This is a genomic window from Hallella faecis (assembly GCF_018789675.1).
Taxonomy (GTDB): Bacteria; Bacteroidota; Bacteroidia; order Bacteroidales; family Bacteroidaceae; genus Prevotella; species Prevotella faecis.
Window position 1 is genome coordinate 1 of the sequence record NZ_JAHKBE010000065.1, and the last position, 13,086, is coordinate 13,086.

General features: G+C 50.7%; 11 protein-coding genes. 2 read left to right on the top strand and 9 right to left on the bottom strand.

What is annotated here, in order from left to right:
* Positions 1-424 precede the first annotated feature (424 nt).
* The 8 genes from KM934_RS11355 to KM934_RS11390 form a co-directional block, all read right to left on the bottom strand.
* Positions 425-937: a CinA family protein gene (locus KM934_RS11355; RefSeq protein ID WP_215760717.1), complete on the bottom strand. Its 513-nt coding sequence runs from the start codon at positions 935-937 to the stop codon at positions 425-427.
* Between the two features lie 59 nt (positions 938-996).
* A complete protein-coding gene (tsaD, locus tag KM934_RS11360; protein WP_215760718.1) occupies positions 997-2,022 on the bottom strand; it encodes a tRNA (adenosine(37)-N6)-threonylcarbamoyltransferase complex transferase subunit TsaD in 1,026 nt (341 codons plus the stop codon).
* Positions 2,023-2,039: 17 nt separating this feature from the next.
* Entirely contained in the window at positions 2,040-2,903 is an 864-nt protein-coding gene (gene map / locus KM934_RS11365) for a type I methionyl aminopeptidase (protein WP_215760719.1), read from the bottom strand.
* 120 nt (positions 2,904-3,023) lie between these two features.
* Positions 3,024-5,804 carry a methionine synthase gene (metH, locus tag KM934_RS11370; RefSeq protein WP_215760720.1) on the bottom strand — a complete coding sequence of 927 codons (2,781 nt, stop codon included), beginning with the start codon at positions 5,802-5,804 and terminating at the stop codon, positions 3,024-3,026.
* A gap of 9 nt (positions 5,805-5,813) precedes the next feature.
* On the bottom strand, positions 5,814-6,293 hold the full coding sequence (gene smpB / locus KM934_RS11375) for an SsrA-binding protein SmpB (protein WP_215760721.1): 480 nt from the start codon (positions 6,291-6,293) through the stop codon (positions 5,814-5,816).
* Complete coding sequence (locus KM934_RS11380; RefSeq protein WP_215760722.1) at positions 6,290-6,796, bottom strand: DMP19 family protein; 507 nt, start codon at positions 6,794-6,796, stop codon at positions 6,290-6,292. The genes smpB and KM934_RS11380 overlap by 4 nt, the downstream gene beginning before the upstream one ends.
* 185 nt (positions 6,797-6,981) lie before the next feature.
* Positions 6,982-7,542, bottom strand: a complete 561-nt coding sequence (locus KM934_RS11385) for an NADH peroxidase (RefSeq protein WP_215760723.1) — start codon at positions 7,540-7,542, stop codon at positions 6,982-6,984.
* Positions 7,543-7,570: 28 nt separating this feature from the next.
* Complete coding sequence (locus KM934_RS11390) at positions 7,571-7,990, bottom strand: Fur family transcriptional regulator (RefSeq protein ID WP_215760724.1); 420 nt, start codon at positions 7,988-7,990, stop codon at positions 7,571-7,573.
* A 398-nt stretch (positions 7,991-8,388) separates the two neighbouring features.
* Here KM934_RS11390 and KM934_RS11395 point away from each other — a divergent pair, with 398 nt between their 5' ends.
* Positions 8,389-9,726, top strand: a complete 1,338-nt coding sequence (locus KM934_RS11395) for an NADP-specific glutamate dehydrogenase (protein ID WP_215760725.1) — start codon at positions 8,389-8,391, stop codon at positions 9,724-9,726.
* Between the two features lie 328 nt (positions 9,727-10,054).
* On the opposite strand, the gene spt is transcribed toward KM934_RS11395, so the two are convergent.
* Entirely contained in the window at positions 10,055-11,242 is a 1,188-nt protein-coding gene (gene spt / locus KM934_RS11400) for a serine palmitoyltransferase (RefSeq protein WP_215760727.1), read from the bottom strand.
* Between the two features lie 160 nt (positions 11,243-11,402).
* Here spt and KM934_RS11405 point away from each other — a divergent pair, with 160 nt between their 5' ends.
* A complete protein-coding gene (locus tag KM934_RS11405; RefSeq protein ID WP_215760726.1) occupies positions 11,403-12,449 on the top strand; it encodes a diacylglycerol/lipid kinase family protein in 1,047 nt (348 codons plus the stop codon).
* Positions 12,450-13,086 lie beyond the last annotated feature (637 nt).

Genomic DNA, 13,086 nt, shown 5'->3' on the forward strand with positions numbered 1-13,086 from the left:
GGATGGCGCAGCAACCAATGTTCAACCACTTGTCGAATATTGGGGAGTACTATAGTACGTATAGTCTATGATGAAAAGGGGGTATTGTCATTTACCTAAAGTTACTGCCCAAAATATCATGGCGGCAATCATTGTGTTGGATAATGATTGTCGCCATCTATGTTGCTTTACATTGCGGTTAGGTTTGGGCCAAACCTCAAAACATCCCCTACTCTGCTTATGTGGATGAACGTAAACAACAAATTTCATCCTTCGTTTTCTCGTCATGGAAAACTCAAGCAAACTTGGTTATGCTCATCTGGCTAAGCGAAAAAGCACCATATCAAAACACCTTTTCTCGTCATGGCAGTGCATAGGTTATGTCCAGCTCAGCTCATCTGCCTCAACGAAAACATGTCATTATATGGCGCATTGGGCAAATGCTTTATTGCTCCTTGACTTCTGCAGGGTGTTTCTCTTGATAATAGCTCAAGAACAGGCGCAAAGCCTTGTTGGTAGCTATTGCCAAATTGATATCTCGACCAAAATCCTCGGTCAATTTGAATGTGCGCACATCGTCTTTAGAGCCATATCCCAACCAAACAGTACCTACGGGGATGCTTGGGGTTCCACCGCCAGGACCAGCTACACCGGTGGCAGAGATGGCGTAGTCTACGTTCAGGACTTCGCAAGCACCAATAACCATTTGACGGGCCACTTCCTCACAAACCGCCGTTTGCTCTTCCAACACCTCATGCGAAACATGAAGAATGTTCTCTTTTACCTCGTTGGTGTACGACACGACACCACCCTTAAAATAGTTGGACGCACCAGGTACAGATATGATAGCCTCGGCAATGCGACCGCCCGTGCAACTCTCAGCTGTTCCGAGCGTGTGTCCGTTATCATAAAGAGCCGCCTGAATTTCGCGACTCAAAATCTTTGTTTCTAATTCCATTGGTTCGAATGATTATGGGCAACAAGCTGACGCTTGACTTGCCCCAATGAAAGAAATGATTATTTGAATGTTACTTTGGAGAATGCGGGAGCGTCAATGGGACAGAAGTCTTGATCCTTAAACTTACAGTATCCCACAATGCCAATCATTGCAGCATTGTCGGTGGTGTAACTAAATTTGGGGATGTAGATAGTCCAACCATAACGATCCGCATGGTCGTGGAACGCCTGTCGAAGCACGGAGTTTGCAGAAACACCACCTGCCACAGCAACGTGCTTGATGCCTGTTTGTTTAACGGCCAAGCGCAACTTCTTCATTAAGATGTCGACGATTGTATACTCAAGGCTTGCTGCCAGGTCTTCCTTATGATGCTCCACAAAATCGGGATCCTCTGCAACCCACTTACGAAGGTTATAAAGGAAAGATGTCTTCAATCCTGAGAAGCTATAATTTAAACCTGGTATGCTTGGCTCAGAGAACTTGTATGCTTTCGGATTGCCGTTCTTTCCCAGTCGGTCGATGATTGGGCCACCGGGGTAACCAAGTCCCATAACCTTCGAGCACTTGTCGATGGCCTCGCCCGCTGCGTCGTCGATGGTTTGCCCAAGCACCTCCATGTCGTTGTAGGCGTTTACCTTAACGATCTGCGAGTTGCCACCCGACACCAGGAGACAAATGAACGGGAACGGCGGCATGTGCTGGTCGTCGTCACTCTCTTTAATAAAGTGAGCCATGACATGCCCCTGCAAGTGGTTGACATCAATAAGTGGAATGTCCAAGCTACGCGCAAACCCTTTTGCAAAGCTAACGCCTACGAGCAAAGAACCCATCAATCCGGGGCCACGTGTAAATGCCACAGCTGACAATTGGTCTTTTGTAATGCCTGCCCGTTTGATGGCTTGGTCGACCACCGGCACCACGTTTTGCTGATGGGCTCTGCTGGCCAACTCGGGCACTACGCCACCATAGGCCTTGTGCACTTCTTGTGAAGCCGTTACATTACTCAGCAAAACGCCGTTGCGAAGAACAGCGGCAGAGGTGTCGTCGCAACTGCTTTCAATTCCAAGAATATAAATATCGTTCATACTTACAATCTTATTCATTATCTTGAAAGAATTTCTACACCCGTTTCGGTCATAAGGAACGTGTGTTCCCACTGAGCGCTGGGTTTCTCATCGCCACTTATAACCTCCCAACCATAGGGATCATCGGCGTCGATGTAGACTTTCCATGTGCCCATGTTGATCATCGGCTCAATGGTAAACACCATTCCTGGAACCAACAGCATGCCCGTTCCCTTGTGGCCGTAGTGTAGAATTTCGGGAGCCTCATGCATCGACAATCCCACGCCGTGTCCGCAAAGATCGCGCACCACTCCATAGCCATATTTCTCTGCGTGCTTCTGAATGGCATGACCAATATCGCCCACGAAACAATAAGGCTTTGCAGCTTCTGCGCCAATCTCCAAGCACTCCTTTGTTACACGAACCAATTGCTCTTTCTCGGGAGTGGTCTTTCCGCCGATGATGAACATACGCGATGCGTCGCCATAATATCCATTATAGTCGAGTGTCATGTCTACATTCACGATGTCGCCCACTTGCAACACATCCTCCTTTTTCGGAATGCCGTGGCAAACCACCTCGTTGATACTTGTGCAAACACTCTTTGGAAAACCTTCGTAATTAAGGCACGATGGATGGCAGTTGTTCTCCTCGCAATATTTCATACAGATGTCGTCGATTTCCTGCGTGGTCATGCCCGGATGAATGGCAGCCTCCACAGCGTCGAGGCATCCTGTGTTGAGTTTACCTGCCACGCGAATGCCCTCAATCTGCTCAGGCGTTCTTACCATATTGCGTGTGGGAACAAGTTTTCCCTTGCTTTCCCAATACATGACTTTTTCGTCTAGTTCTGTCAATGGCTGACCGCTAATGGCGTGCCATCGTTTCTTTTTATTTAGCATTTTCTACTAATTTAATATCTTTGTACAAAGTTAATGCATTTAATCTGAATGGCGAAATTGCGAAACAAAAAAATGCGCGGCGTGCCTGTTTAGTGAACCTTTCTCTCTTCCCCAACACAACTATGCATCTTGGTTTTCGAAAAGATTCAACTTATTTTTGCGCGCCTCATCGAGCGACACGATGCGCTGCTGTTCCTGCGCATAATCGTCTCGCAACTGTGTATATTTCTCTTTCAGTTCCTCAGCATACCGTGGCATTTCCTGTTCGTTAAGCATGCGTGCAGCCGCCAACACGTTTTGCGCGGCGTCTTTCATCCAGGCCACCACTCCACCGTAAACAGGAGCTATTTTTAGCGCCACATGAAGTTCCGAAGTTGTTGCTCCACCTATCATGATGGGCACCTGCAATCCCGCCTTGTTGAGTTCCTCGGCCACATGCACCATCTCGTCCAACGAGGGTGTGATGAGTCCACTCAGCCCCACCATGTCGGCATGTTCCTCCTGCACCTTCTTCACGATTTGCTCTGCAGGCACCATTACGCCCATGTCGATTACCTCGTAATTGTTGCACGCCATGATGACTCCCACGATGTTCTTTCCAATGTCGTGCACGTCGCCTTTCACGGTTGCCAACACAATTTTTCCAGCCTTGACAGATCCTTCTTTCTTCTCGGCTTCAATATATGGCTGCAGGATAGCCACAGCTTGCTTCATGGTACGAGCGGTTTTCACCACTTGCGGCAAGAACATTTTTCCTTCTCCAAAGAGTTTTCCCACTTCGTTCATTCCATCCATGAGCGGCATCTCTATGATATTTACGGCGTGCGGAAACTTATGCAGCGCCTCATGCAAGTCGTGGTCCAAATGTTCGGCCACCCCCTTTCGCAACGCATATTTCAGTCGTTCCTCCACACTTCCCTTGCGCCATTCTTCCTCAGGCGCATTAGTGTTTATGGCTCCCGGCTGACCTTGCGCAGCGGCCTTTCGGGTATCTTGTTCTTCCTTTATGCGTTGCGCGAGCTCGATGAGATCCTCTGCCGCTCCTTTGCGACGATTGAGTACAACATCCTCAATAACAGACAGTTGGTCGGCTGGAATATCGTCGTAAGCCACTTTTGTGGCTGGGTTCACAATGCCAAAATCCATACCCTTCTGAATGGCGTGATAAAGGAACACGGCATGCATGGCTTCACGAATATAGTTGTTTCCCCTGAACGAGAAACTAAGATTGCTCACGCCACCGCTGACATGCGCTCCCGGCAGGTGTCGCTTAATCCATCCTGTTGCACGGATAAAGTCTACGGCATAGTTGTCGTGCTCCTCCATACCCGTGGCAATGGCCAAGATGTTAGGGTCGAAGATGATGTCCAACGGATTCATTCCCACCTCGTCGACCAACAAGTGGTAGGCGCGTTCGGCAATCTCGATACGCCGTTCATACGACGTGGCCTGTCCCTGTTCGTCGAAGCACATCACCACAACGGCCGCGCCAAACCGTTTTATGTCGCGCGCATGCTGCAAGAAAACCTCTTGGCCTTCTTTCAGTGAGATAGAGTTGACAATGCATTTGCCTTGCACACATTTCAGTCCGGCCACGGCAACATCCCAATTCGACGTGTCGATCATGATGGGCACCTTGGCTATGTCGGGCTCCGATGCTATGAGGTTAAGAAACGTCACCATCTCCGTCTTGGCGTCAAGCAATCCATCGTCCATATTCACATCGACGACCAACGCTCCGTTCTCCACCTGCTTCCTGGCAATGGTCAGGGCCTCCTCGTAGTTTTTCTCCTTGATGAGTCGCAGAAACTTACGCGATCCAGCTACGTTGCAACGCTCGCCCACATTCACGAAGCGCACCTCCGGCGTTACGTCGAGCAACTCAAGTCCCGAAAGCCACATGGTTTTGGGTCGTGGCTGTGGAACATGCGGCTTCTTTCCCTGTGCCAACAGGTTGTATTGGCGAATAAACTCGTCGTCGGTTCCGCAACATCCTCCCACAATGTTCACCAATCCCTCGTCCATCAGTTCCTCTATCTGTGGCGACATGCTTTCTGCCGTCTCGTCGTATAGTCCCATAGAATTAGGCAACCCGGCGTTGGGATAAGCCGAAATGTAATAAGGTGCCTTGGCTGCCAGCGAGGCAAGGAAAGGCTTCATTTGCTTGGCTCCAAACGAGCAGTTGAGGCCAACTGAAAAAATATCATACTCGCTGACGCTTGCCAGAAAGGCGTCGAGCGTCTGGCCGCTCAGCGTTCGCCCAGCCAAGTCGCTTACCGTGACGCTCAGCATAATGGGCAATTTTCGTCCTTGTTCGCCCATCACCTTATTGGCGGCGTCAATAGCACATTTGGCGTTCAGCGTGTCGAAGATTGTTTCTATCAAGAGCAGGTCGGCTCCCTCTTCCACCATGGGCGTAATCTGCTCACAATAAGCGTTGTATAGCTCATCGTAGGTCATGTCGCGTGCGGCGGGGTTGCTCACATCCGGACTGAGCGAGCATGTCTTGTTCGTAGGTCCTATTGATCCTGCCACAAAGCGCGGCTTTTCAGGCGTAGAGAACTTGTCGGCCTCCTCACGGGCCATGCGCGTCCCTACCCTCACCATCTCCACGCAGTCGTCCTGCAAATGATAGTCGGCTTGCGAGATGCGTTGTGAGGAGAACGTGTTGGTCTCAATGATGTCGGCGCCCGCTTCGAGATATTTCCTGTGGATTTCGCGAATGACGTCTGGGCGTGTCAAGTTCAACATGTCGTTGTTTCCTTTCATCTGCCCAGGCTTATCCTTATAACGCGTTCCACGGAAATCGGCCTCGGTGAGGTGATAATCCTGTATCATTGTGCCCATGGCACCATCGAGAATCATTATTCTCTTTTTTACAATATCCTGAATAGTCATCATGCTTATGGATTAGAAGTGCTTGATGGCGCGGTCCATCTCACGTCGGTCTTCCTTCTCTTTAAGCGTCTGTCGCTTGTCATACTCCTTCTTTCCTCGCGCCAAGGCTATGTCGAGTTTGGCTCGTCCTTTCTCGTCGATAAACAACAGGACGGGCACAATGGTGAATCCCACGGCCTTTGTGTCTTCCATGAGTCGTCGGATCTCGCGTTTGTTAAGCAGCAATTTTCGGTCTCTCTTGGCTACATGATTGGCGTACGACCCATAGAAATAAGGGCTGATGTTCATGCCTTTTACCCATATCTCGCCGTTGTTGATGAAGCAGAAACTGTCCACCAACGACGCCTTTCCGTTGCGTATCGACTTAATCTCGGTGCCTGTCAGCACGATTCCTGCCGTATAGGTGTCGATAAAGTAATACTCGAACGAAGCTTTCTTATTTCTTATTTGTACAGGACTTTTTTTCCTGATTTCCTGTTGCTCTTTGTTCATTTCTCAATGTGTGCAAATTGTTCGATGTGCTCGTCAACATAGTGTGCCACGGCCGATGTGAATTCCTCCTCATACTCCACGAACGTGTCGTCGAAGTCGTCGAAGCATGGGAACTGCTCGTAGAGCGCGTCAAACTCCTCCTGTGTGCAATCGGCTTCAATCTCCTCGTGGTAGATGTTGTAGTAGCGATGACATTTGTTGATGAGCTTATAAAGGTCGTGTATTCCCCAGTTGCGCATGGCCCTATCGAATGGGTTCTTAAAGAAGAACGGGCCGTATCCGTTGTGGATGAGTTGTACAAATCCGCCATCCATCACCTCGTCGCGCAAGGCGATATAGGCCAACAGGGTTATTTGGTCGGCGTTGAGATCTTGCATGTTTTCTGCGTTGAGTTCTCCACCGATCGCATGATGTATGGCGTCTGTAAACACTTGGATAAAAGCATCCATTCCTTCTCCTGCAGCCTTTTGCAGGTCTGTATCTTTAACCACTACCGCTTTCATATTCCTTGTTTTGTTTGTTTTGCAAAGATACATCAAAAAGTTGAAAATCAATCATTATGACGCAAAAACGTTGTAAATGACGGAATTGCAGGAACGCCATGAAACCAAGAAAGGGCGACTGCCTTTCGTAGCAATCACCCTTCCCTATCATGTTTTTTTTAGCTCTTATTGAGCCACACACGCATTTACTTCTGGAAATAGCGCTTGTAGAGGCCCATGAAACCAGCAGAGTGGCGAGCCTCGTCGCGTGCCATCTCATGAATGCTATCGTGCAGAGCGTCGAGGTTGTTGGCCTTAGCCAGCTTGGCAGCCTCAAACTTGTCGGCTGTGGCGCCCTTCTCTGCAGCCATGCGCACCTCCACATTGGTCTTGGTGTCGTGCAGGATGCTGCGGCCCAGGAATTCAGCGTAGCGAGCGGCGTGTCCAGCCTCGTCCATGGCGTAGCGCTCAAAAGCGCGGGCAATCTCAGGATAACCCTCACGATCGGCCTGGCGAGCCATAGCCAGATACATACCCACCTCGGCACACTCGCCAGCGAAGGTAGCGCGGCAATGCTTCAGCAGCTCAGCGGGAACGCCTTCCTCCAAGGCAACGCCCAACTTGTGCTCGGCTGCAAACTCAGGGAGTGTATCCTCTGTCAACTCAGTAAACTTACTGGCGGGAGCGCCACAGATAGGGCACTTCTCAGGAGCGGTCTCACCCTCGTGGATGTATCCGCATACGGTGCAAATAAACTTCTTCTTCATAATGTTTTTGTTTTTGTATGATAAGTAATCAGTTTCTGCGCGACGCGCAGTCCCTGCATATTCCCTTGTAATAAACTTGAGCCTCGTCGACAATGTGACCATCCACCTTTCTCGGAGCGTCGATTGCGGGCACCTCCTCGTTCATCAGGTCGAACACCTTTCCACACTCGCGGCAGAAGAAATGCACATGTGGGTGAACGTCGCCGTCATAACACACGCGATGGTCGTCGATGGTTATCATCTGTGCGGCGCGGTGCACCGATAGCAACCGAAGCGTGTTGTACACGGTTGTGCGACTCAAGGTCGGAATTTCGCTCACTATTCCCTGAAACACATCCTCCACCGTGGGATGGGTGCGATGGGTTTGCAAGAATTCCATTATCGCCAAGCGTTGCACAGAAGGGCGCAGACCGCATTCCACTAACCTGTCGTAGGCTTCTTGTCTCATGTCTGTTTGCTCTTTGTTCTATTTTCTTGATTATAGTTGCAAAGATAGTGAATTGTTTTTATATCTCCAAACAATTCTGTAATTATTTCAAGTTAATAACAAAAATAATATTTGCTCCCTTCCAACTTCTAATGGGCGCATGGTTCATCTATATATAATAAGGTGTAGGCTCCTAACGGTTTGTTTTCGCACACACCGTTGAATCTCCCAAAAGCCTGTTTCTTTCATTTTTTACTGTTTTACGCAAAAAAAGATGTCTTTTTGTAGGTTTTTTGCAAGAAACACTTTATCTTTGCAACCGGAAACAAACAATTAGATAGACAACCCATTGTAAAACTGTCGAGTCGTCGGCATTCTGCAATTCAGGATCGTCACAACAACAACCAATACAACACATTATGAAAGCATCGGAAGTAGTAGAAAGATTGCAACAGGTCTATCCTGGCCAGCCCGAGTACATCCAGGCCGTTAGTCAGGTGCTGGGCACCATCGAGGATGAGTACAACAAGCACCCCGAGTTTGACCGTGAGAACCTCATTGAGCGTTTGTGCATTCCCGACCGTATCATCAAGTTCCGCGTGAACTGGATCGACGACAAAGGCAACGTGCAGACCAACAATGGTTACCGCGTTCAGCACAACAACGCCATTGGCCCGTACAAGGGGGGTCTTCGTTTCCACGCTTCCGTCAACGAGAGCATCCTTAAGTTCTTGGCTTTCGAGCAAACCTTCAAAAACTCGCTCACCACGCTGCCGATGGGTGGCGCCAAGGGTGGTTCCGACTTCTCGCCCCGCGGCAAGTCGACGGGTGAGGTCATGCGTTTCTGCCAGGCCTTCATGCGCGAGCTTTGGCATTATATTGGGCCCGACTGCGATGTTCCCGCTGGCGACATTGGCGTAGGCGGCCGCGAGGTAGGCTACATGTTTGGCCAATATAAGGCTCTAACCCACCAGTTTGTGGGCATCCTCACGGGTAAAGGCCAGGAGTTTGGCGGTTCGCTCATCCGTCCTGAGGCCACAGGCTACGGCAATGTCTACTTCTTGGAGAACATGCTGAAGACACGCGGCATCGACCTCAAGGGTAAGACGGTCCTCGTTTCCGGCGCTGGTAACGTTGCTCAGTACACCCTCGAGAAGTTGCTCCAGTTGGGCGCCAAGCCGCTCACCTGTTCCGATTCAGATGGCTACATCTACGACCCCGACGGCATCGACGAGGAGAAGTTGGCCTACATCATGGAACTGAAGAACGTGGAGCGAGGCCGCATCAAGGAGTATGTAGAGGAATATCCCTCAGCCAAGTATGTGGCAGGCGCCAAGCCTTGGTTTGAGAAGGCCGACATCGCTACACCTTGCGCCACACAGAACGAGATCAATGGCGAGGCAGCCGAGGCGCTGGTGAAGAACGGCGTGATTGCCGTAAGCGAGGGTGCCAACATGCCTTCTACCCCCGAGGCCATCAAGGTGTTCCAAGACGCCAAGATCCTCTATTGCCCGGGCAAGGCCAGCAACGCCGGTGGCGTGGCCGTGTCGGGATTGGAGATGACGCAAAACTCAGAGCGCCTGAAGTGGAGCCGCGAGGAGGTAGACGCCAAGTTGCATAGCATCATGAACGAGATTCACGCCGAATGTGTGAAATATGGCACGCAGCCCGATGGCTACATCAACTATGTGAAGGGTGCCAATGTAGCCGGCTTCCTGAAGGTGGCCAAGGCCATGATGACACAGGGCGTATTCTAACAACAAAACATCAACACAAACACGCAGAGGGTGGTTGGCCACCAATGGCCATCCTCCCCCATTCGTCGAAAAGCCGCATTCCATGATTTGGATGCGGCTTTTCGTATATAGGAAGTTGTCTGTTGATGGTCAAGCCTTCAAAGCGCAAGCCGAAACACCTGCTCGAAACAAACGCTAACAAGAATTAAAATCTGATGACCGATTTGGGTTGAAATATGCAGTCCGATTGAGGCTGGAAGAAAGAGACCGCCCCCCATCGGAATGTTAGGCAATATGAGGGCACAAAAAAGCCATGCCCCTTTGTGAGACATGGCGATTATTTGTTTTTTTACTTGATGATGCCTTGTTCTACGAAGATCTTCTTCAGCACCTGCACACCCTCCTCCACTTGTTCTTTCGAGTGCGACGCCATCAAGGCGAAGCGAACGAGCGTGTCTTGCGGAGCGCAAGCAGGCGGGATAACGGGGTTGATGAACACACCAGCGTCGAAGGCGAACTTTGTCACTAAGAATGTCTTGTTGATGTCGCGCACATAGAGCGGGATGATTGGGCTCTCTGTCTCGCCAATCTCAAAGCCCTCCTCGCGGAAACGCTCCAAGGCGTAATGGGTCACATCCCACAGGTGCTTCAGGCGCTCCGGCTCGTTCTTGATGATGTGAAGAGCCTCAATGGCGGCAGCCGTAGCGGCAGGCGTGTCGCTGGCCGAGAAGATATAGGTGCGTGAGGTGTGGCGCAGATAGTTGATGGTGTCCTTGTCGCTGGCGATGAAACCACCGATTGAAGCCATACTCTTTGAGAAGGTACCCATAATGAGGTCCACCTCGTCCGACAGTCCGAAATGGTCGCAAACGCCGCGGCCCTGCTCACCAAACACGCCCAAGCCATGCGCCTCGTCGACCATGATCGAGCAGTTGTACTTATGCTTCAGCTCCACGATGGCGGGCAGATTGCATAGGTCGCCCTCCATAGAGAACACTCCATCGACCACAATGAGCTTCACGGCCTCCTGCGGCAGCTTGGCCAACACGCGCTCCAGGTCGGCCATATCGTTGTGCTTGTAGTGCAGCTGTGTGGCAAAACTCAAGCGGCGGCCATCAACGATCGATGCGTGGTCGCGGTCGTCGCAGATAAGGTAGTCGCCACGTCCCACCACCGCGGGAATGACACCTGAGTTGACAGAGAAACCAGTAGAGAAGCAGAGGGCGTCCTCCTTGTGCTCAAACTCGGCGAGCTCCTTCTCCAGTTGCACGTGGATGTCGAGCGTTCCGTTCAGGAAACGGCTTCCGGCACATCCTGAGCCATACTTGTCGAGCGCCTTCTTGGCTGCCTCGATCACGCGGTCGTCGCCAGTAAGACCTGTATAAGCGTTGCTTCCAAACATCAAGACCTTATGGCCACCCATGGTCACAACAGGGCCCTGCTTGCTGGTGATCTCTCTGAAATAAGGATAAACTCCAGCCTCCATATACTTCTGAGGCTCACGGTAGTTCTTGTATCTTTCTTGTAATTGTCCCATCATTAATAATAGGTGTAGAAAATCTACGAGTTATACATTTAGGCTGCAAAGATAATCATTTTTTTTCAGTTGGGTGATAAAAAACAGAGAAATCGTATTTGTGGACTAAAAATAGACGTCAAAAATCGCCTATTCATAAAAAATGCACTAATTTTGCAATATGAAGAAACGCATCCTTTTTATCATCAATCCCATATCGGGCGCTGCCAGCAAGGCGCGCATACCGGAGGCCATCGAGGCGTATCTCGACCACGACCAGTATGAGTACCGCATCGTGGAGACGAAGTATGCCGGTCACGCGGCCACAATAGCACGCGACGCCAGCGTGGAGGGTGTAGATGTGGTGGTGGCCATCGGCGGCGATGGCACCGTCAACGAGGTGGCGCGGGGCATCGTCCACTCCAACACGGCGCTGGGCATCATTCCTTGTGGGTCGGGCAACGGATTGGCCCGTCACCTGTTGCTGCCGCTCAATGTGCGCAAATGCATTGAGATCATTAACCGTTACGAGGTGCACGACCTCGACTACGGCATCATCAACGAGTATCCGTTCTTCTGCACCTGCGGTGTGGGCTTCGACGCTTTCGTCAGCCAGAAGTTCGCCGAGGCCGGCAAGCGAGGCCCCATCACCTATCTGCAAAAAATACTTGAGGAGGGCACCAAGTACAAGCCCGAGACCTACGAGGTCGACGCCGACGGCATCAGCACCAACTACAAGGCGTTTCTCATCTCCTGCGCCAATGCGTCGCAATACGGCAACAACGCTTATATCGCCCCACAGGCGTCGATGAGCGACGGGCTGATGGATATTGTCATCATGGAGCCTTTCGACATTCTCGAGGCGCCCCAAATAGCCATCGACATGTTCAGCAAGACGCTCGACATGAGTTCCAAGATTAAGAGTTTCCGCACGCGCTACCTCCATATCCATCGCTCCCACCCGGGCGTTATCCACTACGACGGCGAGCCGGTCATGACAGGCGAGGACATCGACGTGCGCATTGAGGAGAATGGCATCAAGATCATCGTCAACCCCGATGGCGACAAGCGCCAACGCCAGCCCAACATGCTGCAAACCACCACTTGTGAGTTGTTTAATGACCTCAGCGCCATCCGCCACGATGTGTTCTCGCAAACGCGAAGGGGGGTGCGACTGGTAAAGCTCATCCAGCGAATGATTGAGCGCAACCTGCCCGGGCTCAATTAACGTGGCTGCTCTGAGTTGAGCCGAGGCGAGAGATGCCCAATGGTGGACGGTGGTCTTATACCAGCGTTCGTGTTTCTTATCCTGTGGGGAGCCGTGGGCTGCTTTTTACCGTCTTATTGCCGCATGGCATTTCGCATCATTGTTCATCCAAATATCGCAACAATCTATACACCAAACTACATATTTCTTTTCTTTCACAGAAATATTTGGCGCAAATACGTAATTCTCAGCGCATTTTTGCAACCGATTGACATTCAGCACATTGCAACCTCTGTTGTATATTTAGCACCCCGCATTTCTTCATGCGCTCTGCGGTTAGGCGTCTTTCACCAGGCGATACATGCCTAACCGCATTGCGATACCTTCCTAACCGCGCTGCGAAAGATGGTTTATCGCACTTCGAAAGATGCCCTTTCGCAACTCGATACATGCCTAACGCCCATTCGCCGCTCGCATTTTCGATCTTCCCTCTGATAGAAACGGCTTTTTCGGTCGCTAATTTAACCGTAAACCCCTACAACCTTTTGGGTTAAAAAACCTGACAGAGGCAATGGCATTATCTACGCTCTGCGCATCATTTTGTGGCGCACCCGACAAACCCTGTGGAGTGCTGTGCAGATGCTAACCCAAAAACTAT

Excerpts from the sequence above, each read along its gene's own strand:
- KM934_RS11355 (WP_215760717.1), bottom strand. The coding sequence starts at position 937 with ATGGAATTAGAAACAAAGATTTTGAGTCGCGAAATTCAGGCGGCTCTT.
- tsaD (WP_215760718.1), bottom strand. The coding sequence starts at position 2,022 with ATGAACGATATTTATATTCTTGGAATTGAAAGCAGTTGCGACGACACC.
- map (WP_215760719.1), bottom strand. The coding sequence starts at position 2,903 with ATGCTAAATAAAAAGAAACGATGGCACGCCATTAGCGGTCAGCCATTG.
- metH (WP_215760720.1), bottom strand. The coding sequence starts at position 5,804 with ATGATGACTATTCAGGATATTGTAAAAAAGAGAATAATGATTCTCGAT.
- smpB (WP_215760721.1), bottom strand. The coding sequence starts at position 6,293 with ATGAACAAAGAGCAACAGGAAATCAGGAAAAAAAGTCCTGTACAAATA.
- KM934_RS11380 (WP_215760722.1), bottom strand. The coding sequence starts at position 6,796 with ATGAAAGCGGTAGTGGTTAAAGATACAGACCTGCAAAAGGCTGCAGGA.
- KM934_RS11385 (WP_215760723.1), bottom strand. The coding sequence starts at position 7,542 with ATGAAGAAGAAGTTTATTTGCACCGTATGCGGATACATCCACGAGGGT.
- KM934_RS11390 (WP_215760724.1), bottom strand. The coding sequence starts at position 7,990 with ATGAGACAAGAAGCCTACGACAGGTTAGTGGAATGCGGTCTGCGCCCT.
- KM934_RS11395 (WP_215760725.1), top strand. The coding sequence starts at position 8,389 with ATGAAAGCATCGGAAGTAGTAGAAAGATTGCAACAGGTCTATCCTGGC.
- spt (WP_215760727.1), bottom strand. The coding sequence starts at position 11,242 with ATGGGACAATTACAAGAAAGATACAAGAACTACCGTGAGCCTCAGAAG.
- KM934_RS11405 (WP_215760726.1), top strand. The coding sequence starts at position 11,403 with ATGAAGAAACGCATCCTTTTTATCATCAATCCCATATCGGGCGCTGCC.